We start from the raw sequence: 19,815 nt of genomic DNA on the forward strand, positions 1-19,815 counted from the left end.
CGTTCGAGGCTCGTCGGCACCGCTCGCGCCGACCGGTCACCCGATGTCGCGGCGTCGGCCAGTGATGGCACATCGCGCTGGTAGTCGCCGGTAGCGCTGCGCGCGACTGTCAGCGGATCCTCAGGTTCGCCTGGAATCGTCGGTGGCGTACCGGACAGAGGAGTCGTTACTTGTTCAACCGTTGGGGCCACCTGGTTCATCGATGGCGTTTCGTCGTCATCGCGGTTGTCGGGGCCGCGTTGCTGGGGCTGAGCGGGTACGGGCTCGGCGTGTCCGACCACCTCACCTCCAGCGGGTGGGACGACCCCGGCTCCGAATCAGCACAGGGGTCGCGGATCGCCGATCAGGCGTTCGGGCGCGACCACAGCGCCGATGTCATCGTGCTGTACAACGCTCCCGAGGGAAAGACGATCGATGATCCGGCGTTCAGCGACACGGTCGTCCACAGCCTGAACCGGGCGCTGGCCGAACATCCGAACGAGATCGACAAGATCAACGGCGCCTACTGGCGAGTGGGCGACGCGGCCGCGGTGCCGTCGGTGTTCGGTTCGGCCGACAAGCAGCACGCGTTCGCCTCGGTGGCCCTCGTCGGTGACAACGACACCGATCTGCTGCGCAGCTATCGGGCGGTCAGCGATGCCTTCCACATCGAGGGCGTCGACGTGGAAGTCTCGGGCCTCCAAGCCATCGGCGGCACCCTCAACGACACCATTGCCACCGACGTGCACCGCATGGAACTGCTCGCGATTCCCGCGGTGGCGGTGCTGCTGTTCTTCATCTTCGGTGGCGTCGTCGCCGCCGCGCTGCCGCTGATCATCGGTGGGCTCACCATCTTCGGCGCCAACGGCATCGTCATGGCGATCACGAACTTCACCGAGGTGAACTCGTTCGTTTCCGCCGTGGTGTCGATGATCGGTCTCGGTCTGGCCATCGACTTCGCGCTGTTCATCGTCAGCCGGTTCCGTGAGGAACTGGCCGACGGCTACGACACACCCACGGCGGTGCGGCGCACGGTGATGACGGCCGGACGTACCGTCGTCTCGTCGGCGACGATGATCGTCGCCAGCCTCGGCGGCATCCTGCTGTTCCCCCAGGGCTTTCTGCGTTCGGTCGCCTACGGCACCATCGCGACCGTATCGCTCGCCGCGCTGACCGCGGTGACGATCCTGCCCGCGATGCTGGCCGTGCTCGGACCGCGAGTGGACATGCTCGGCATCAAACGGTTCCGCAAGACCAGGACCGCCGAGGAGGTCGAACGCGGCCTCTGGGGCAGGCTGCCCCGCTGGGTGATGCGCCACCCCTTGAAGGTCGCCGTGGCCGTCGTCGTCGGCCTGCTGCTGCTGATCATCCCGATCAAGAACCTGGCCTTCGGCGGTATCAACGAGAAGTACCTGCCGCCCGACAACAGCACCCGACTCGCTCTCGAACACTTCTACGAGGTGTTCCCGCTGAAGAAGACCGACCCGATCCAACTGGTCTTCGTCGGTGAGAACACCACGGCCATCGGCGGGGTGTGGAAGCAGGCCAACCAGGCGCCGGGGCTCGTCGGCCAGTTCGGTGTGCCGAGCAACACCGGCTCCAACGACCCGGCGGTGTACCGCACCTCGGCCACGCTGGTCGATCCGACCGGCGACGCCGAGCCGACGATCGACTACCTGCGCGCGATCGACGTGCCCGACGGGGTGCGGATGTATGTCGCGGGTCAGCCCGCGATCATGGCCGACAGCATCGACGGCCTGCTCGACCGGATGCCGTTGATGATCGCGCTTGTCCTGCTGGTCACCACCGTGCTGATGTTCCTCACCTTCGGTTCACTAGTGCTGCCGATCAAGGCGGCACTGATGAACGCCCTCGGGCTCGGTTCCACGCTCGGCATCCTGACCTGGATCTTCATCGACGGTCACGGCGCCGGGGTACTGAACTTCACGCCGCAGCCGATCAGCGCGCCGGTGCTGATGCTGATCATCGCGGTGATCTACGGGCTGTCGACCGATTACGAGGTCTTCCTGCTGTCCCGCATGGTCGAGGCGCGCGCCCACGGTGCCACGACCACCGAGGCGATCCGCGCGGGCACCGCGCAGACGGGGCGCATCATCACCGCCGCCGCGCTCATCCTGCTGGTCGTCACCGGCGCGTTCGCGTTCTCCGATCTGGTGATGATGCAGTACATCGCCTACGGCATGATCGCGGCGCTGTTCATCGACGCGACGATCCTGCGCATGCTGCTCGTGCCCGCCGTCATGAAGCTGCTCGGCGACGACTGCTGGTGGGCTCCCAAGTGGGCCAAGCGACTCCAGCAGAAGGTCGGACTGTCCGAGCCGGTCCTCGCCGACGAGCGACCACGGCGAGCCGAGAGGGTTCAGCCGGTCGGCTCGGTGCGCTGACACGCCGTGGCCGCCCGGCTCGGTGTCACCGCGTCCCTTTGACGACGTCGACCGCGATGCCGATGACCGCGACGTTGTAGAAGAAGCCGATCACCGAGTGGAGCAGAATCTGCGCGCGGATGTGCCTGGTGCGGGCCGTGACGTCGGAGACGGCGAACGAGACGCCGATGGTGAAGGAGAAATAGGCGAAGTCCAGCAGATTCGGCCGTCGAGTTCCGGGGAACGACAGTGGTTCGTCCGACCGCCGACGGTGGTAGCTGCGGGCGTACTGTTCGGCGAAACCGAGGTGCAACAGGAACCAGGCCAGCAGCGCCACCACCACCGCGAGGACGTCGGTTGGCACCGCGTGGTCGTCGTCGGCATCGCCTGCCACGATCGACAGGACGGCGACCAGTCCGACCGTGCTGGTGACCATCGTCAACGCGAGCGCGGTCCAGCTGTCGGGGATCGCGTCCAGCCACTCCGCCGGGTCGTCGGCGTCGCGGTTTCGGAGCAACACCACCAGCCACCCGCCGATGTACGCCGCGGCGAGAACGCTCCAGCCCAACAGCCACCCGCGCGGCTCCTGCACCCACAACGCGGCGACACCGACCACCACCAGACCCGCCTCGAGAACTCGACTCGCGATCACCCTCGGGCTGTGCACAGCCACGACTCCTTCCCACCGGCTGGAGGCGGCCGTGCGTGGTCGAACCGCCCCGCCCTGCGGGCATCGTAGATTCGACCCGCGCCGACGATGCCGGTCGACGCGCCCGGCCGACCACCGGAATGCGCCGAACGCGGGGCACAGGGCCCGCGCTCCGATGACCGGGGCCGTGAAATCTCTGGGGAATCGTGACGAGCGTCGTCGAGACGGGCGAACGCGCTCGACGAGGGCACCATCATCGGGAGCGCATCAGTGGCAGGGGTTCGGGGCGTTCCCTGTGTCGACGGTGCGCAGTCGGGGTCGTTTGGCGGTGCGGCCGTCGGCGGAGGATCGTTGGCAGGGACGTCGTCCGACGCGGGCTCACAATTCGATTTCCACATCGGTGATCGGGTAGGCGACACAGGAGTGGGTGTAGCCGAAGGTCTCGTCGGAGAGTCGCAGCTTGGCTTCCTCGGCGGTGTGGACCCGCCCCTTGCACACCCGGACCCGGCACAGACTGCACTCGCCGGAGCGGCAGGCGGCTTCGGGGCGAATGCCGTTGTCTTCCAGCGCATCCAGCAGCGGGCGTCGGCGTGGTGTGCGGAAGGACCGTCCGCCCACCGTCACGGTCACCTCGTCCTCGGCGTCGACGCCGGTGGGCCAGTGTGACTGCGCGGTGGGGTCCGCGGGCGCGCCGTTGGCTTCGAACCGGATGCGCTTGCGCGGGTGGCCCAGTTCGGTCAGTTGTGACAACGCGTAGGGGTAGAGCGCTTGGGGACCACAGACATAGACCATCCGTCCGTCCAGGTTTCCGGCCAGGCCGGTGATCGTGTCCGCGGTCAGGAAGCCGGTCGCGCCGGGCCGGCTCGCGTCGGGCTCGGCGATGACGTGGTCGACATCGAGACCCGGGTGTGCGGCCTCGAGCGCGTCGAGTTCGTCGAGGAAGATGATGTCGGCGGCGTCGCGGGAGCCGTAGATCAGATGGAAGGTCCGGGTTCCGCCTTGTTCGGCGAGCTCACGGATCATGCTCATCGCGGGGGCGACACCGGAGCCACCGGCGAGGAACACCAGGTCCTCGCCGTGGAAGAGCGGGTTGTGGTGGAACGTGCCCATCGGGCCACTCGTGGTCAGCTCGGCGCCGATGTCGAGGGTGTCGATGAGCAGGTTGCTGATCCGACCGCCGGGCACCCGTCGCACGGTCAGGTCGTAGTGGTCGCGGGTGGTCGGGCTCGAGGAGATGGCGTAGGGGCGGCTGGTGCCGTCGATGAAGACGTTGACGTACTGGCCCGCCAGAAATGGTGGCAGGGCCGCGCCGTCGCCGCCGGTCAACCGGAAGGTCTTGGTCGTCGCGGTCTCGGTGATGATCTCGTTCACCACGAGCGTCAACCGGGAGGGGTGGTAGGTGTCGATGGTGGCGCGGGTCTCGGCCGCGTGATCGCGGGTGTCGGGATCACGGTCGGCGATGAACTCCACGATGGCGGAGCCGCCGTCGAATCGTTCGGCGAGGGGATGAGGCATCGATCTGTCCTTCGGTGTCAGGCGGCCGTACGGCGCAGCAGCCGTCGGGCCACGCGGGCCCCAGCTTCGAGGGTGGGTTGGAAGCCGCCGATTCCGGCCCAGGAACCGGCCAGATGCAGTCCGGGAACATGGGTTTCGCGTTCGCTGTTGCGGAACAGCCAGCCCTCGGCGGCGTCCTGGTCGTAGCCGTAGATGGCACCGCCGGGGTGACCGAGGTAGCGCATCATGGTCAGCGGAGTGGCCACGTCGACTTCTTCGATCGCGTCCCGGATCCCCGGAGTGACCGTTTCGCACAGGTCGAGCAGGGTCTCGGCGTAGGCGAACTTGGCGCGCGCGTAGTCGGCGGGGTCGATTCCGCGCCAGATGTCGGCGTACTGCAACGTCATCAGGCTCACGTGGGTGGCCCCTGACGGCGCGAAGCCGATCGGCGCGACATCGTAGGAGCTGACGCAGATTCCACGCGCCGCTTCCAACGAGCGCCACGACTCGTAGGTGCGGTCGTCGTCGGTGTCGCGGTTGACGAAGGTCGTACTCGTGGTGAAGCCGAGTTCGGCGGGCGTGGCGTCCAGGCCCATGTGCAGCACGAATCCGGACACACCGATGCGCCGCGAAGCCAGGTCGGTGCGTACGGCATCGGGCAGATCGATCCCGCGCAGCATGCCGTAGGTGGTCGGTAACGACGCGTTGGAAACCACCTCGGGAGCGGTGATCTCGGTGCCGTCGTCCAGCCGGACACCCAGTACCCGGCCGTCCTGGGCGAGGATCGCCGCGACGCCGGTGTTGAACCGCACTTCGCCGCCCGCGCCCAGGAAGCTGTCGAGGATGGCGGTCGACATCGCCTGCGAGCCGCCGCGCACATGCCATGGCTTGAATTCGAGGTAGGCGAACAAGGTCAACGCCAAGTCCTGGAACAGCAGCTTCGAGGGCGGCTGACCGAGGTAGGTCCAGTACATGCCGAGCGCGAGCTTGATCCGGTCGTCGTCGAAGAACTCGTCGAGCACACTCCGCACCGAACGCAGGCCGTAGCGGAACAGCACCGGGTCGATCTGCTCGGCGGGCATGCCGCGCATCGCCGCGATCTGCCAGAACGTGATGGTCTTCAGCAGGTCGAAGAACTTCGCCACGCGGTCACGGTTGCCGGGGAACTGGTCCTCGAGCGCGGCGATCGCGCCGTCCCAGTCCGCGGGCAGGGTCACATCGAGCTCGCCGGGGACCACGGCCCGGTACAGGTCGTGTTCCTGGACGAACTCGAGCTTGTCCTCGATCCCGAGCTGAGTGAACAGGCCCTCGCGCAACGACATCGGCTGTCCGTCGACACCGACGCCGGACAGCTGATGCAGGGCGACCTCGAACTCGAAACGGCCACGGCGGAAGGAGGTTCCGCAGCCACCGGGCACGTTGTGCCGCTCCAACAGCAGCGTGCGGACACCGGCTCGCTGCAGGGTGGCCGCGGCGGTCAGGCCCGCATTGCCCGCACCGACGACGATCGCGTCGTAGTCGTTCACGCCCCGGCCGCCTGCCGCTGGATGTCGGCGGTGGCCTCGGCCTTGATCCGTTCGAACTGCTCGCCCATCCGCTCGGCCAGCGCCTGCGCGGCCGACAGCGGGCGCACCATCACCATGAAGTCGTCGATGCGTCCCTGCTCGTCGAAGTGCAGGAAGTCGCAGCCGGTGAGCTTCTTGCCGTTCACCGTCGCTTCGAAGACCAACGCGTGGTCGCGATCGTCGCCGATCTCGCGGACGTAGCGGAAGTCCTCGAACACCCGAAGGACCGCCCGCAGGATCGCGGCGGTGATCGCCTTGCCCGGGTAGGGCTTGAAGGCGACGGGGCTGGTGAACACGACATTCTCGGCCAGCAGGGCCTCGATCGCGGCCGCATCGCGGGCTTCCACAGCTGCTCGGAAGGGGTGCATGACTGCCTCTCATAGTGAACTTGTTGACTAGACGACTCGAACACTATCGACCTCACGTGCCACTGTCCATAGTGGAATGGTCACCAAGTTGAATAACCCGGACTGATAGAATTCCGATATGGCACTCCGCAACGCGATCCTGGCCGCCCTCCTCGAAGGCGAGGCCTCCGGCTACGACCTGGCCAAGGGATTCGACGCGTCGCTGGCCAATTTCTGGATCGCCACACCTCAGCAGCTGTATCGCGAGCTGGACCGCATGTCCGCCGACGGCCTGATCGAGACCCGTGTCGTGCGGCAGGAGCGCCGACCCAACAAGCGCCTGCACTCGATCACCGAGGCCGGGCACGCCGCCCTGGTCGCATTCATCGACGCCACGTCGAAGCCGACGGCCATCCGCGACGAGATGATGGTCAAGGTCCAGGCCGTCCGATCCGACACCGCACCGACGGTGCGCGCCGCGATCGCCGAACGGCGGGAATGGTGCGTCGCCAAACTCGCCCGCTACGAACGCCTGCGCGCACGTCTGCTCGCCGGACGCTCCGAGCAGGCCTATCTCGAAGAAGTCGAGCGCGTGGGGCCCTACCTGACGCTGATGCGCGGAATCTCGTTCGAGCAGGAGAACATTCGGTGGGCCGACTTCGCCCTGACGGTGCTGGACCGTCGAATCGCCGCGTAGACGGCGCCGATCACCGATCGATCAGCGCGGCTTCCCGCAACTGGGCCACGCCAGCGGCCAACCGCTCGGCGATCATCGAGGTCAACGCTCCGACGGTGATGTCGTCGTCGGGACGACGGGAACGCCTGGGTTGGCCTTCGCGAGGCGGGCGGCGCCGGTCTTCATCGGTCCGGGCATTCCGGCGGGGTCGCGCGTGATGGTGCCCTCGGGCATGATCACGACCACCCGCCCTGACCGCAGGGCCGCCGACGCCGCCCGGAAGGCTTCGCCCGGATCGCTCGCGCGATCGACCGGGATCTGCTCGACGGCCCGCATCACCACGCCCGGGAACCCCTCGAACACTTCCCGTTCGGCGAGGAAATGCGGCCTCCGGCCGACGTCGACGCCGCGCCTGACCGACCGGCTCTCTCCACGGCGGTCGACGCGGGGTGTCATGCTGCCGGGTCGACGAGGATCTTTCCCTCGACCCCGCCCGCCGAGAGCCGGTCCAGCGACGGGCCGAGCTCGGCCAATCCCACCGCGGGCTCGGCGAATTCGACACCGAGCTGGGGCTCGGCGGCCAGGATTCGCAGCGCGGCGGGCAAGTCGGTGTCGCAGACGTGGGCCAGGGTGGTTTCGAGCGTGATCTCGCGGAAGATCATCGAGTGCAGGTCGAGCTCGGGTTTGCGCTCGGGGATGCCGACGGCTTCGACGCGGCCACCGTCGGCGACCATCGCCAGGGCCGCCGCCAGTTGCCCCGGTGCGCCGCTGGCCTCGATGACGACGTCGGGACGATGGCCGTCGAGGACATCAGCGATATCGCCGACCAGCGAGTCGGACGCGATCAGGGTGCGGTCGGCGCCGAGGCGTTCGGCGCGGTCGAGGCGGGCCTGTGCGATGTCGACGACGGTGATGTCGACATCGCACAGGTAGCGCAGCCCGGCCAGGACGAACGAGCCGATCGCCCCCGCCCCGATGACGACGACACGGTCCCGCGCTTGCGTTCCGGCACGACGCGCTGCGTGAATACCGACGGCCAGCGGCTGAGCCAGCGCGGCGTGATCGATCGCGAGACCGGTGGGTACCCGGCGCAAGGTCTTGGCCGGAACCGCGACGTATTCGGCCATCCCGCCGTGCACGTTGAGGCCGAGCGTGCGGTAGGCCACGCATTTGTTGGGGCGGCCCTCGAAGCAACGACGGCACGCACCGCACCAGATGCCCGCCCCGCTGGCGACGATCTCGCCCGCACGGTAATCGGAATCGCCTGCGGCTTCCGCGATCTCGCCGACGAACTCGTGCCCGGGGATGATCGGGCCGAGGTGCCCGCTGAGCGGGTGGCGATGGTGCACCGGAAAGACTTTCGGCCCGGTGGTCCATTCGCCCGCGTCGGTCCCACAGATACCCGAGCGCAGCACTCGGACCAGGACCTCGCCCGGCGCGGGAATCGGGACGGCGACGTCGTCGATCCGGATGTCGCGGGGACCGTGGTAGAGGGCGGCTCGCATGGTCGATGGCACGGCAGCGTCTTTCTTGGTCGGAAGGGGGAACAGGACGGCGGCGATCACACGGTCGCGGCCGCGCCGTCGCGTGGATCGGAAAGGGGCGGGGAGACAACGGCATCGGCGGTGGTACTGCTCCGGGGCAGCAGCAGGGCGACCACGGCCGCGAGGCCGAAGAAGCCCGCGCACACGATGAGCCCGCCCTGGAAGCCGATACCGGCGGCCAGCCCCGCGAGGGCGAACGGGGCCAGCGCCGAGACACCGCGTCCGACGTTGAAGCAGAACCCGGCACCGGTGGCGCGCGCCCTGGTCGGATACAGCTCGCCGAGGTAGGAACCGAACAGGCCGAAGAAGGCGGTGAACGCGCCGAACAGCGGGCCCATCCACAACAGGGCGGTCTCCTGGGTGGTGAGCGCGTAGATCGGCAGCGTCAGCGCCACCCCGACCAGCGTGATGACGATCGTGCGGTGTCTGCCGATGTGGTCGGCCAAGAATCCGAATCCGTTGTAGCCGAGGAACATACCGACGTTCACCATGGTGACGAAGAGCGCGACGGAGGTGGAGGCGAGTCCGCGCTCGGTGGTCAGGTACGTGGGCAGCCACGTCATCGCGCCCCAGTACCCGAACAGCGCCAGTGCCGCCATCGCGGTACCGAGCAGGGTGCGGCGGCGCAGCGACGAGCCGAGGACGTCGCGGACGGAGACGACCTCACCCGCGCCCTCCGCTTTTTCGGCCGCCCAGCTGGCGGATTCCGCGAAGAAGATCGCCACGATGGCGAGGGGCAGCACCACCGCGGTGCCCGCGACCAGGAACATCAGGCGCCAATCCGGCAGGAACCAGCCGGAGATCGTCGCGGCCATCGCGCCACCGGCGGGGAAGGCGCTGATGACGAATGCCGCGGCGCGGCCACGATGCTGCTCCGGCCAGGTCTCCACCACATACGCCGAGACCACGCTCCACACCGCGCCGAGCCCGATCCCGGCCAGGAACCGCAGCAGCAGAAAGACTTCGAAGCTCGGGACCACCGCGATCGCGGCCGTGAAGGCACCGAAGGTGGCCAACGATGCGAGCAGCGCCTTCTTCCGCCCGAAGTTGTCGGCGATGTAGCCGCCGAGCACGCTGCTGACGCCGATACCGACCAGGGTGGCGGTGGCGAGCAGGCCGCCCTGGGTGATCGTCAGACTCATGTCGGTGCGGATGCTCGGTAGCGCCATGGACAACAGGACGATCTCCAGGGCATCGAACAGGTAGGCGAGAAAACACCCGCCGAGCACGATCCAACGTGTCCGTCGCATCGTTGTACCTCCAGTGTGAGCTGCTGGGGACGTGCCCGGGCAGCGGTGATCAAGGGTGCGTCCGGTACCGAGCCGTGGCTGTACCGTCCTGGCCGGAACCGAATGGTCCGGTCGTGTGTGTCCGGGGTGTACCGACCGCCGGATGATTGATGCCGACGTACCGGTCAGCGGCGATCGTCGGGTGCCAGCACCACGTCGAAAGTGATGGCGGCCCAGCTGCCCTCCGGGTGGGACCCGTCGGGGGCGGCGGTGTCGGTGTGGTGCGCCGGTTCTACGACGAGGCCCGGTTTCACACCGAATACGGCGTCGCGGTCGAGGTAGGGGTCCCCGGCGAGGAAGATGTGGGTGATCAGTGGCCGGAAGCCCGGTGCGGTGACCAGGAAGTGCAGATGCGCCGGACGCATCGGGCCTCGGGCGGTCGCGGCCAACAGGTCACCGACCGGGCCGTCGTGCGGGATGGGATAGGGCGCGGGCAGCACCGACCAGAACCGGTATCCGCCGTGCGCCCCGGAACGCAACCAGCCCCGTCCCGCGGTGCGGTCGTCGGGGTACTGCACGTCGTAGAAGCCGTCGTCGTCGGCCTCCCACACCTCGATGCGGGCGCCCTCGACGGGCTCGCCCGTCACCGAGCGGACCTGTCCGGAGACGTGGCACGGCACTCCACCGGCACCCTGGGCGATATCGCCGCCCAGCGGTATCTCGGGGGCGTCGGCGACGAAGAACGGGCCGAACACCGTCGACTCGGTGGCACCGGCCGCGTCGGGTTCGTTGATGGCGACGGTCAACACGGACAACCCGAGAACATCGGAGAGCAGGATGAACTCCTGCCGCTTGCTGTCGGTGATATGCCCCGCGCGGGTGAGGAATTCGATCCCGGCGTCCCACTCGTCCTGGGTGAGCCGGATGTCGCGGGCGAACGCGTGCAGATGCCGGACAAGACTCCGCATCACCTCGCGCAGCCGTGGGTCGGGCGTGGCCTCGAAACTGTCGAGCACCTCGGTGGTGACGGCGTGCTCCCGGTCGGTGAGCGCGGTGTGGTCGGTGTTCACGGTGTCGGCCCCATCGGGTCGGTGCCCGCCCAGGCGGCGTGCAGGATGGTGCGCAGCCCTTCCTCCGTCACCGGCGTCGGATTGTCGGGCGGGGCGATGGCGACGATCTCCGCGAGCACGGTGTCGATGTCGGATTCGTTCAGGCCGAGCGCCCGTAGGTCCGGCGGAACGCCGAGCCCGGCACCGAGTTCGCGCAGGGCGGTGACGATATCCGTGCGGCCGAGCGCCCGGGCGATCCGCGCGCAGGCCTCGGTGGCGTGGGGCGCGTTGTAGGCCAGGACGTGGGGCAAGACGATCGCGTGGGTCTGCGCGTGCGGCAGATCGAAGGCTCCGCCGAGGACGTGACAGATCTTGTGGTGCAGACCCGAACCCGCCACGGCGAAGGCCGAACCCGCGAGATAGGCGCCGAGCAACAGTTCACCTCGGCCGACCGGACCGGTCGGATCGCCGGTGACGGTGGTCAGACCGGCGACGAGGTGGCGGATGCCGTCTTCGGCCATCGCGCTGGCGACGGGGCTCCGGCGCGGCGCCCAGAAGGCTTCCACACAGTGCGCAACGGCATTGAGACCGCTGGCGACCGAGAGGTCGACCGGCAGGGTGACCGTCAATTCCGCGTCGTAGACAACGGTTTTGGGGAGCACCCGACGATCGGTGCCGGTGGTCTTGCGCCCGCGATCGGTCATCCCCCACACGGGCGTGACCTCCGACCCCGCGTAGGTGGTCGGGACGGCGAGCACCGGCAATCCGGTCGTGAGGGCGACGGCTTTGGCGGTGCCCGTGGTCGATCCGCCGCCCACCGACAGCACCAGATCGGCGTCGGCCTCCGACGAGGCCTTGCGGGCGAGTTCGGCGACCTCGACCGGGACGTGTGGCCTGACCTGGGTGAAGGTCGCGGCGACCCGGTCGGCGAACGGAGCGCACAGCCGGGTCGCGATCTCGCTCTCGGTGTCACCGGCGATGACAAGAACGCGCCGCGCGCCGAGCAGATCCACCTCGCCGAGCAGCCTTTCGCGGGCCACACCCGCGCCGAAGACGACCCGACCGGGCAGACCGTCGTAGGTGAACATGGTCATCGCGACTCCCCCGGGATCACGGTGGGCGCGTAGGCCAGCAGCAACCAGCACTGGTCCTCACGCACCCAGATGGCCTGGGCGCGGTTGGCCAATCGCTTGCGGACCCCGCCCGCGGTGATGTCGGCGTGCATCTCCCCCGCCACCACCACCGTCTCCCCCGCCACGACGATGCGATGGACCGGGTGGTCGATGCGGTGATAGACGTAGTGGCCGCGACGGAGCTTGTCGAGGTAGCTGTCGAGGGTGTCGACCTCGCCGTTGGAGTGGGTGTAGAGCAACTCGGGGTGCGCGGTAGCGGCGAAGGCTTCGACATCACCGGCCGACACCGCGGCGTAGCGTGCGTTCTCGAGTGCCCGGATGGTCGATTCGATCTCGGCGGTAGCGAGCGTGTCGCCGGTCATGAGAGTGCTCCTGTCTGCGGTGCGGGGGAAACGATCTCGGTGAGCGCCGTGGCGTTTCGGCGGCGCAGCGCGGTGAGGACCTCGGCCATGTCGGCCTGGGCCAACCCGTCGGCGACGGCGTCGTCGAGAACGGTGAGCGCGGCTTCGGCGCCGGGCAGGGTCAGGCTGTGGCGGTGTGCCAGTTCCAGGGCGAGTCCCAGGTCCTTGCGGATGAGCGAGACCGGGGCGGCGACCGGGGTGGTGTGGGGTGCCAGGTAGGCCTGCCGCTTGTAGCCGACGTACGGCGCGCCCGCCGCGCTGTCGGCCAGGATCCCGTAGAAGGTGGCCGGATCCAGCGCACCGGCTTCGGCGAGCAGAAGTCCCTCTGCCACAGCTTGACTCAATCCCGCCAGTACCGTGTTGACCGCGAGCTTGGCCGTCGACCCCGAACCGACCGGACCGGCATGGAACTGGGCGGCGGTCATCGCCGCCAGGACCGGCCGGGCGAGCTCGAACTGTGTGAGAGTGGCGCCGACCATGGTCGTGATGGTCGCGGCCTCGGCCATCGACACACTGCCGGACACCGGCGCGTCGATCACCTCGAGCCAGGAGAGCGCGGCGAGTTCACGCACGACCTCCGGGCCGACGGTGCCCATGACGATGTGCAGGTGGCCGGGCACCACCGCGCTCAGACCCTCCAGGATCACGGCACGGGTGACCGCCCCGTCGGGCAGCATGCTGATCGACAGGTCGGTCGCCGCCAACGCCTGCGGGGTGTCGACGAGCGTCACCGATTCCGGCGCCTGCGCGGTGGCGGGATCGTAGGCGAGGACGGTGTGCCCGGCCGCGGCGAGATGTGCGGCCATCGGCGTGCCCATGCGGCCGAGACCGGCGAATCCGATCAGCACGACCGACCCCGCACCGTGGTCCCCGCCCGCAGATGGTGAGCGGCCGCGTTCGGTGGCGGCGGACAGGTCTGGCTGCGTCGCGTAGTCGAGAGATACACGAGTCTCCTTCGTCCTCGATGACGGGAAGCGGGGTGAACACCCCGGCCGATGTGTTCAGTATCATTGAACATTGAGCGGGTGATGTCAACCACAACTCAACAGATCCACCAATCGGAGGAAGGTGACCACCCCTTCGCCACTAGACGTGGAATTGCCGAAAACTCATCAGAAATCGCGTGCCACCAGGCAATGAGCACGGTGCGCGTCACAAGCTGGGCGAGCGCGGACCAGACGCGGAGTAACGTTCATCAGAAGCGAACAAGTAGTGTTCACTGATGTTGAAATCCGTGGCAAACCGGGCAGAGGAGCGCTGATGCAGGACAGGATCGGGCCCGCCTTGAAGCAGGCACGCCTGCAGCGGGGGTGGAGTCTGCGCGCGGTGGCGGCGGCAGCGGGAATCTCCGCCAGCCAGCTGTCCCAGATCGAGAACAGCAAATCCCAGCCCTCGGTGAGCGCCCTCTACGCCCTGGTCAGCCATCTCGAGGTCTCCCTCGACGAATTGCTCGGCATCGGGCACGCCCGCGCCGTCGAACCCGCCGCCGCTCCCGTCGGCGTGGTGCAGCGCGGCACCGACAACCCGGTGCTAGAGATGGCCAACGGGGTGCGCTGGGAACGACTGGCGATCGATCCGGACGCCGGAGTGGACGCCCTGCTGGTGACCTACGAGCCCGGTGCGGCCAGCTCGGTGGACCGAATGCCCATGCGCCACTCCGGAACCGAGTACGCCTACCTGTTCACCGGAGAACTCACCCTGCTCCTCGACTTCGACAAGCACACGATCACCGCGGGTGACTCGCTGTGCTTCGACTCCACCCGTCCGCACATGTACGTCAACCGATCCGACCAGCCCGCGCGCGGCGTGTGGTTCGTGACGGGCCGCCACGAGACGGGGCCGAGCCGGGCCTGGGTCGCCGCGCAACTCGGCGAGATCGGCACCGGGTCACCGGTGCGGGTGAGCAATGCCGTGGACGCACTGGATCTCCTCGGGGCCGGTGCGCTCCGGCCAGGAACCGGCAGGTCCGGCGGCGACGCCTGAACCACGCGGCGTCGCGCGGCCGGACCCGGTGCGGTTCAGAGGCGTTCGAAGACGGCCGCCAGCCCCTGTCCCCCACCGATGCACATCGTTTCGAGGCCGTACCGGGCTTCGCGGCGTGACAGTTCGCGCGACAGTGTGGCCAGGATGCGGGCACCGGTGGCGCCGACGGGGTGACCGAGGGAGATCCCGGAGCCGTTGGGGTTGACGCGCGGATCGTCGGGTTCGACCTTCCACGTTCGCAAGACGGCAAGCGCCTGCGCGGCGAAGGCTTCGTTGAGCTCGATGACATCCATGTCGTCGAGCGTGAGTCCTACACGGGCCAGCGCCTTCTCGGTGGCGGGGACCGGCCCCAGACCCATGGTCGCGGGTGCGACACCGGCGAGCGACCAGGAGACCAGACGCGCGAGGGGACGCAGGCCGAGCTCCTGCGCCCGCCGAGGTGTCGTCACGACGCAGAGCGCGGCACCGTCGTTCTGACCACTGGAATTGCCCGCTGTCACCGTCGATTCGGGATCCAGCTTCGCCCGGATCGGACGCAACCGCGACAGCGAGGCGAGGTCGGTGTCGGCCCGTGGATGCTCGTCGACGCGCACCGACAGCGACTCGCCGGTGCGCTGCGGCACGGCCACCGGCACCATCTCGTCGGCGAAGCGCCCGTCGCGTTGCGCGGCGACGGCCAGCTGGTGCGATCGGACGGCGAGAGCGTCCTGGTCGGCGCGGCTGATGCGGTAGCGGGCGCGCAGGTTCTCCGCGGTTTCGATCATGCCGCCGTCGACGGGGAAGTTCTCGCCGCCCGCGGTGATCCGCGCGCGGGCGAGACGATCGTGCAGCACCGGGCCGTCGCCGCGCACCCCCCAGCGGATGTCCTCGGTGTAGAACTCGGTTCGGCTCATGGACTCCACCCCGCCCGCCAGCACGAGATCACTGCCCCCGGTTCGCACCTGCATGCAGGCCTGCAGCACGGCCTGCAGACCCGAACCGCAGCGACGGTCCACCTGGACACCGGGCACCTCGACACCGAGGCCCGCGTCGAGGGCGGCGACGCGGCCGATCGCCGGTGCCTCACCGTTGGGTGCGGACTGTCCGAGGACGACGTCGTCGATCGCCCCTGCGGAGAGCCCGGTGCGCGCGATCAGTTCGGTGATCACCGTCGCGGCGAGTCGCTGGGGTGGGATGTCCTTGAACACCCCGCCGAATCGGCCCACCGGGGTGCGCAGGGGTTCGCAGATGACAGCTTCGGGCATGGCTCATTCCTTGTGGACGTCAGGTGTTGGATCGGATCCGGGACAGGTCGTGCTCGATCGCGGCACTGGTCTCGAGCAGGGCGGGGATCAGACGGTCGTGGACTTCGCGCAGCGGATAGCGGGCGGCGTGGGTCGAGATGTTCACCGCCGCGACGGCGGTGCCGTGCTGGTCACGAATGGGTGCGGCCATCGAGCGCAGGCCTTCCTCGAGTTCCTGGTCGACGAGGCAGAAGCCGTCGGCGCGCACCCGTGCCAGTTCGGAGCGCAGTTGCCGCTCAGTGGTGATGGTGGCGTCGGTGAGCGAGGTCAGTTCGATCGATGCCAGGTACTCCGACAATGCTGCGGCGTCGAGGTCGGCCAGCAGCACCCGGCCCATCGACGTGGCGAAGGCGGGAAACCGGGTGCCGATATTGATCGAGACGGTCATGATGCGGCTCACGGGCACCCGGGCGACGTAGACGATGTCGGCGCCGTCGAGGATCGAGACCGACGTCGACTCGCGGACCTTCTCGGCCAACGCCTCCAGGTGCGGTCCGGCCAGGTCGGGCAGGCTCAGGCTGGACAGGAAGCTGTAGCCGAGCTCGAGCACGCGGGGCGTGAGCCAGAACCGCGCGCCGTCGGTGCGCATGTAGCCGAGTTCGACCAGGGTGAGCAGGAATCGCCGCGCGGTGGCGCGCGTCAGGTCGGTGGCCTGGGCGACCTCGCTGAGGGTGCGGCGAGGGTGCTCGGCGTCGAAGGATCGGATCACGGCCAAGCCGCGCCCGAGGGACTGCACGTGGTCCGGCGAGGGTTCTGTCATGGCTGCGGTAGCTCCTTCTCCTGGTCGGTCCGGTGCCGTGCGCCCCGCGGCGCACGTCGGATCACCGGACCGGCCCCGAGGCTATGCCGCGACTGTCGACGGCCCATACCAAGAAGGGCGTTCACATCGCGAACGCATGTTCGTCTGTCGAACACCCTAGGACAAAGTCGCCGTCGATCGCAATTGTTCGCTATGCGAACACAGGTGCGTAATACGAACACACCCGCTAGCATCGTAGGAGTGTTGGACAAAGTCATTCCGACGGCCGCCGAGGCCGTCGCCGATGTTTTCGACGGCGCGTCGTTCGCCGTCGGCGGGTTCGGCCTGGTCGGCGTACCCCAGGTACTCATCGAAGCCGTACTCGCGCACGGTGCGACCGACCTCGAGGTCGTGAGCAACAACTGCGGGACTTCGGGCTTCGGCTTGGGAATCCTGCTGGAAGCCAAGCGCATTCGGCGCACCACCAGCTCCTACGTCGGGTCGAACGCGGAGTTCGCGCGCCAGTTCCTCGCTGGCGAACTGGAAGTGGAGCTCACCCCACAGGGAACGCTCGCCGAGCGGATGCGGGCCGGTGGCGCGGGGATCCCGGCCTTCTACACACCGGCGGGCGTCGGCACCCAGGTCGCCGACGGTGGCCTCCCGCTGCGCTACGACGGAGCCGGTGGGATCGCGCTCGCGAGCCCGCCGAAGGAGACCCGCGTCTTCGACGGCGTGCCCTACGTGCTCGAGCACGCGATCGTCACCGACTTCGCCCTGGTCCACGCCTGGAAGGGCGACCGACACGGCAACCTCGTGTACCGGCGTACCGCCCGCAACTTCAACCCACCCGCCGCGACCGCGGGCCGGATCACGATCGCGCAGGTCGAGACACTGGTGGAACCTGGCGAGCTCGACCCCGACGAAGTCCACACTCCGGGCATCCATGTCCAGCGTGTGGTGCGAGTCGGCAAGGTGGAGGTCGGCATCGAGAACAGGACGGTCCGGGCATGACATGGACACGCCACGAGCTCGCCGCACGCGTAGCGGCCGAGCTCCGCGACGGCCAATACGTGAATCTCGGCATCGGCATGCCGACGCTCGTGCCGAACCATCTGCCCGAGGACGTGACCGTCGTGCTGCATTCGGAGAACGGAGTTCTCGGGGTCGGCCCGTACCCCACCGAGGACGACGTCGATCCCGAACTGATCAACGCGGGCAAGGAGACGATCACCGTGCTGCCGGGTGCCTCCTACTTCGACTCCGCCCAGTCCTTCGGGATGATCCGCGGTGGCTGCGTCGATGTCGCCGTGCTCGGTGCCATGCAGGTCAGCGCCACCGGAGATCTCGCGAACTGGATGGTGCCGGGAAAGATGGTGAAGGGCATGGGCGGGGCGATGGACTTGGTCCACGGGGCCGACAAGGTCATCGTGATGATGGAACACCGCTCGCGCGCCGGGGAACCGAAGATCGTCGAGCAGTGCACATTGCCGCTGACCGGAATGCGCTGCGTGCATCGCATCATCACCGACATGGCGGTGTTCGATGTCGACGCGCAGGGGCTGACTCTGGTCGAAACGGCACCGGGTGTCAGTGAATCCGAGGTCCGGGCGGCCACCGGCGCCGACTACACCGTCGCGTCGGCCCGATGACACCGTCGTGTCGGTGCCCTCGGGAAGGGGGCGAGGGCACCGACACGACAGTGCGTGGCGATCACGTGTGCAGGGTCAGCGTGTCGTCGATGCAGCGCGCGATGAAGGCGTCGTCGATCGGCTTCTCGCCTACGAGAATGCGGAAATACAGGGGCGCCGAGAGTGTTTCGAGTACCTCACGGGGGTCCACGTGCGCGGCGAGCTCGCCGCGTTCGATCGCTTTCGTGATGATGTGGGAACTCTTCTCGAAACGGTCGTTCCAGAACCGGCGTCGCGCCGCGTCGACCTCGGGGTCGGTGGACAGCGCGATCGTCGTGCCGACCAGCCGCGCGATCCCCGGATTCGAGATCAAGTGCGCGACCTGCTCGGCGAGCACCCGCAGATCGGTGCGGAGTGCACCGGTGTCGGGAGCGGGGTTTCCGGTGGCGGCCAGTTCGCTGACCGCGTCGGCGATCAGTGCCGTGCGGGTGCCCCAGCGTCGGTAGATCGTCGTTTCCGCGACTCCGGCACGGGCGGCGACGTCACCGATGGTCAGGCCCTCGATGCCGTGCTCGGTGACCTGTTCGAGCGTCGCGGTCAGCACCGACTTCCGCACCCGCGCCGAACGCCCCCCGGTCCGCTTGCGCGGCCCGGGGGGCACCTCGGTCGACGCGCTGCCCTCGGCTCCACTCTGGTCCATGGACCAAGTTCTACTCGACAACCCGGCTCGAGCCCAATGGGCGGGCGCACTCTCCGGCCGAGATGGTCGGTCAGCGCAGGTAGGCCGCGATCCAGTTGCCGAATTCGACACCGAGGTGCCACTGGTGTTCGGCGATGTACAGCCCCAGCAGCGAGGCCGGGAAGGCCACCTTGAGCTGGCTGCGGAAGCCACCGCCTGGCTCGTCGCGGAACTGGTGGCGGACTCCACCGATCACGAATCCGTCGGTCAGCGACGCCACCCCGGCGGCGGTCAGCGGATAGGCCGGGTCCGCCGGGACCATCACTCCGGCGGTGTCGGTGTAGTCGACGAAGAACTGGCTGGCCAGCATGGCTCCGCCGGTGACCTCGATGACCTCCTGGCGGCCGTCGGGCAGGGTGGCGATGATGTAGTGGTCCGGGCACGCGTCGGTCCACACCGCGCGGTCGTCGTTCACCCGGGCACGATCGAACCAGTCCAGAAAGCCCTGCGCGGTGCCCCGGTCGCTGGCGATCTCGGTGATCGCGTACTGCCAGCGACCACCGGAGGCGGCGATGGCCGTGCGGGCGGCGGCTTCGGACGCCACGAGTTCACCGGCGAGCAGCTCTCGCAGTCCGTCGGGTCCGATCACCACCCGGGCCTGCGCCAGGGTCGCCCGGGCGGCGGCGAGGTCGTTGACGCCGACGACGGTTTCGAAGCGGGCGAGCAGCGAGTCGAGCTCGCCGGTCAGCAGCCCGACGTAGTCCTTGCGCAACCGCGCGGCCACCACCGACAGCCTGCGCCGCTCCCACTCGACGATCTTCGCGTGATCGACAGCGGTTCCATTGATGAAGGTGCGCAGTCCCGGCCCCGCGATCGGGGCAGCGGGATCGGCGAAGGCGATTCCCGTTCCGACGGAGACAGCCGCTGCGGCGGCCCCGGCAGCACTGGCGATGAAGCTTCTTCTGGTCAGCATCGACCGATGTTCCTTTCGGGTGCTTGCTCCGGGGCGACGTCCGTACGACGTCGAACCGAGCATCGAAAACGCAAGTATTT

20 protein-coding genes are annotated in these 19,815 nt (G+C 68.5%); 5 read left to right on the top strand and 15 right to left on the bottom strand.

Annotation, left to right across the window (positions count from 1 at the left end; translation table 11 throughout):
- Window positions 1-170 precede the first annotated feature (170 nt).
- Window positions 171-2,384, top strand: a complete 2,214-nt coding sequence (locus NC7_RS23035) for an MMPL family transporter (protein ID WP_067986554.1) — start codon at window positions 171-173, stop codon at window positions 2,382-2,384.
- A gap of 25 nt (window positions 2,385-2,409) precedes the next feature.
- Here the strand turns inward: NC7_RS23035 and NC7_RS23040 are convergent, their stop codons facing one another.
- From NC7_RS23040 to NC7_RS23055, 4 genes are all read right to left on the bottom strand, one after another.
- Window positions 2,410-3,036, bottom strand: coding sequence for a DUF1345 domain-containing protein (locus NC7_RS23040; RefSeq protein WP_159372897.1), 627 nt, complete (start codon window positions 3,034-3,036; stop codon window positions 2,410-2,412).
- A gap of 354 nt (window positions 3,037-3,390) precedes the next feature.
- Entirely contained in the window at window positions 3,391-4,527 is a 1,137-nt protein-coding gene (locus NC7_RS23045; protein WP_067986558.1) for a 2Fe-2S iron-sulfur cluster-binding protein, read from the bottom strand.
- A gap of 17 nt (window positions 4,528-4,544) precedes the next feature.
- On the bottom strand, window positions 4,545-6,032 hold the full coding sequence (locus tag NC7_RS23050; RefSeq protein WP_067986560.1) for a phytoene desaturase family protein: 1,488 nt from the start codon (window positions 6,030-6,032) through the stop codon (window positions 4,545-4,547).
- Window positions 6,029-6,439, bottom strand: a complete 411-nt coding sequence (locus tag NC7_RS23055) for a nuclear transport factor 2 family protein (RefSeq protein ID WP_067986561.1) — start codon at window positions 6,437-6,439, stop codon at window positions 6,029-6,031. The genes NC7_RS23050 and NC7_RS23055 overlap by 4 nt, the downstream gene beginning before the upstream one ends.
- 118 nt (window positions 6,440-6,557) lie before the next feature.
- Here NC7_RS23055 and NC7_RS23060 point away from each other — a divergent pair, with 118 nt between their 5' ends.
- Entirely contained in the window at window positions 6,558-7,115 is a 558-nt protein-coding gene (locus NC7_RS23060; protein ID WP_067986563.1) for a PadR family transcriptional regulator, read from the top strand.
- An 81-nt stretch (window positions 7,116-7,196) separates the two neighbouring features.
- Here the strand turns inward: NC7_RS23060 and NC7_RS23065 are convergent, their stop codons facing one another.
- The 7 genes from NC7_RS23065 to NC7_RS23095 all read right to left on the bottom strand — a co-directional run bounded on the left by NC7_RS23065 (window position 7,197) and on the right by NC7_RS23095 (window position 13,298).
- Window positions 7,197-7,550 (bottom strand): lysophospholipid acyltransferase family protein, encoded by a 354-nt coding sequence (locus NC7_RS23065; protein WP_067986566.1) that lies wholly within the window; start codon window positions 7,548-7,550, stop codon window positions 7,197-7,199.
- Window positions 7,547-8,611, bottom strand: coding sequence for a zinc-dependent alcohol dehydrogenase (locus tag NC7_RS23070; protein WP_067986705.1), 1,065 nt, complete (start codon window positions 8,609-8,611; stop codon window positions 7,547-7,549). The genes NC7_RS23065 and NC7_RS23070 overlap by 4 nt, the downstream gene beginning before the upstream one ends.
- Before the next feature lie 44 nt (window positions 8,612-8,655).
- A complete protein-coding gene (locus NC7_RS23075) occupies window positions 8,656-9,888 on the bottom strand; it encodes an MFS transporter (RefSeq protein WP_067986567.1) in 1,233 nt (410 codons plus the stop codon).
- Window positions 9,889-10,052: 164 nt separating this feature from the next.
- Entirely contained in the window at window positions 10,053-10,937 is an 885-nt protein-coding gene (locus NC7_RS23080) for a hydroxyquinol 1,2-dioxygenase (protein ID WP_067986569.1), read from the bottom strand.
- Complete coding sequence (locus tag NC7_RS23085; RefSeq protein WP_067986571.1) at window positions 10,934-12,010, bottom strand: maleylacetate reductase; 1,077 nt, start codon at window positions 12,008-12,010, stop codon at window positions 10,934-10,936. Before NC7_RS23085 ends, NC7_RS23080 begins: the two co-directional genes overlap by 4 nt.
- Window positions 12,007-12,411, bottom strand: a complete 405-nt coding sequence (locus NC7_RS23090; RefSeq protein WP_067986574.1) for a nuclear transport factor 2 family protein — start codon at window positions 12,409-12,411, stop codon at window positions 12,007-12,009. The genes NC7_RS23085 and NC7_RS23090 overlap by 4 nt, the downstream gene beginning before the upstream one ends.
- Entirely contained in the window at window positions 12,408-13,298 is an 891-nt protein-coding gene (locus tag NC7_RS23095) for an NAD(P)-dependent oxidoreductase (protein ID WP_067986576.1), read from the bottom strand. The genes NC7_RS23090 and NC7_RS23095 overlap by 4 nt, the downstream gene beginning before the upstream one ends.
- Window positions 13,299-13,710: 412 nt before the next feature.
- On the opposite strand from NC7_RS23095, the gene NC7_RS23100 reads away from it, so the two are divergent.
- Entirely contained in the window at window positions 13,711-14,433 is a 723-nt protein-coding gene (locus NC7_RS23100) for a helix-turn-helix domain-containing protein (protein ID WP_067986578.1), read from the top strand.
- 35 nt (window positions 14,434-14,468) lie between these two features.
- Here NC7_RS23100 and NC7_RS23105 read toward each other — a convergent pair whose 3' ends face one another.
- Together NC7_RS23105 and NC7_RS23110 are read right to left on the bottom strand one after the other, a co-directional pair.
- Complete coding sequence (locus NC7_RS23105) at window positions 14,469-15,677, bottom strand: acetyl-CoA C-acetyltransferase (RefSeq protein WP_067986580.1); 1,209 nt, start codon at window positions 15,675-15,677, stop codon at window positions 14,469-14,471.
- Window positions 15,678-15,696: 19 nt separating this feature from the next.
- The gene (locus NC7_RS23110; RefSeq protein ID WP_067986582.1) at window positions 15,697-16,476 is read right to left on the bottom strand and encodes an IclR family transcriptional regulator domain-containing protein; all 780 of its coding nucleotides are present in this window, start codon (window positions 16,474-16,476) and stop codon (window positions 15,697-15,699) included.
- A gap of 243 nt (window positions 16,477-16,719) precedes the next feature.
- Here NC7_RS23110 and NC7_RS23115 point away from each other — a divergent pair, with 243 nt between their 5' ends.
- Both NC7_RS23115 and NC7_RS23120 read left to right on the top strand, forming a co-directional pair.
- Window positions 16,720-17,466 (top strand): CoA transferase subunit A, encoded by a 747-nt coding sequence (locus NC7_RS23115; RefSeq protein WP_067986707.1) that lies wholly within the window; start codon window positions 16,720-16,722, stop codon window positions 17,464-17,466.
- Window positions 17,463-18,104: a CoA transferase subunit B gene (locus NC7_RS23120; RefSeq protein ID WP_067986584.1), complete on the top strand. Its 642-nt coding sequence runs from the start codon at window positions 17,463-17,465 to the stop codon at window positions 18,102-18,104. The genes NC7_RS23115 and NC7_RS23120 overlap by 4 nt, the downstream gene beginning before the upstream one ends.
- A gap of 61 nt (window positions 18,105-18,165) precedes the next feature.
- Here the strand turns inward: NC7_RS23120 and NC7_RS23125 are convergent, their stop codons facing one another.
- Together NC7_RS23125 and NC7_RS23130 are read right to left on the bottom strand one after the other, a co-directional pair.
- Window positions 18,166-18,783, bottom strand: coding sequence for a TetR/AcrR family transcriptional regulator (locus tag NC7_RS23125; protein ID WP_067986586.1), 618 nt, complete (start codon window positions 18,781-18,783; stop codon window positions 18,166-18,168).
- Window positions 18,784-18,853: 70 nt separating this feature from the next.
- Window positions 18,854-19,735: a hypothetical protein gene (locus tag NC7_RS23130; RefSeq protein ID WP_067986588.1), complete on the bottom strand. Its 882-nt coding sequence runs from the start codon at window positions 19,733-19,735 to the stop codon at window positions 18,854-18,856.
- Window positions 19,736-19,815 lie beyond the last annotated feature (80 nt).

This window comes from Nocardia caishijiensis NBRC 108228 (assembly GCF_001612825.1).
In the GTDB taxonomy this organism is placed as follows: Bacteria; Actinomycetota; Actinomycetes; order Mycobacteriales; family Mycobacteriaceae; genus Nocardia; species Nocardia caishijiensis.

Bases quoted from the DNA above. Each gene is read 5' to 3' on its own strand.
- NC7_RS23125 (WP_067986586.1), bottom strand. From the start codon at position 18,783: ATGGACCAGAGTGGAGCCGAGGGCAGCGCGTCGACCGAGGTGCCCCCC.
- NC7_RS23075 (WP_067986567.1), bottom strand. From the start codon at position 9,888: ATGCGACGGACACGTTGGATCGTGCTCGGCGGGTGTTTTCTCGCCTAC.
- NC7_RS23085 (WP_067986571.1), bottom strand. From the start codon at position 12,010: ATGACCATGTTCACCTACGACGGTCTGCCCGGTCGGGTCGTCTTCGGC.
- NC7_RS23120 (WP_067986584.1), top strand. From the start codon at position 17,463: ATGACATGGACACGCCACGAGCTCGCCGCACGCGTAGCGGCCGAGCTC.
- NC7_RS23060 (WP_067986563.1), top strand. From the start codon at position 6,558: ATGGCACTCCGCAACGCGATCCTGGCCGCCCTCCTCGAAGGCGAGGCC.
- NC7_RS23055 (WP_067986561.1), bottom strand. From the start codon at position 6,439: ATGCACCCCTTCCGAGCAGCTGTGGAAGCCCGCGATGCGGCCGCGATC.
- NC7_RS23130 (WP_067986588.1), bottom strand. From the start codon at position 19,735: ATGCTGACCAGAAGAAGCTTCATCGCCAGTGCTGCCGGGGCCGCCGCA.
- NC7_RS23110 (WP_067986582.1), bottom strand. From the start codon at position 16,476: ATGACAGAACCCTCGCCGGACCACGTGCAGTCCCTCGGGCGCGGCTTG.
- NC7_RS23100 (WP_067986578.1), top strand. From the start codon at position 13,711: ATGCAGGACAGGATCGGGCCCGCCTTGAAGCAGGCACGCCTGCAGCGG.
- NC7_RS23105 (WP_067986580.1), bottom strand. From the start codon at position 15,677: ATGCCCGAAGCTGTCATCTGCGAACCCCTGCGCACCCCGGTGGGCCGA.
- NC7_RS23090 (WP_067986574.1), bottom strand. From the start codon at position 12,411: ATGACCGGCGACACGCTCGCTACCGCCGAGATCGAATCGACCATCCGG.
- NC7_RS23065 (WP_067986566.1), bottom strand. From the start codon at position 7,550: ATGACACCCCGCGTCGACCGCCGTGGAGAGAGCCGGTCGGTCAGGCGC.
- NC7_RS23045 (WP_067986558.1), bottom strand. From the start codon at position 4,527: ATGCCTCATCCCCTCGCCGAACGATTCGACGGCGGCTCCGCCATCGTG.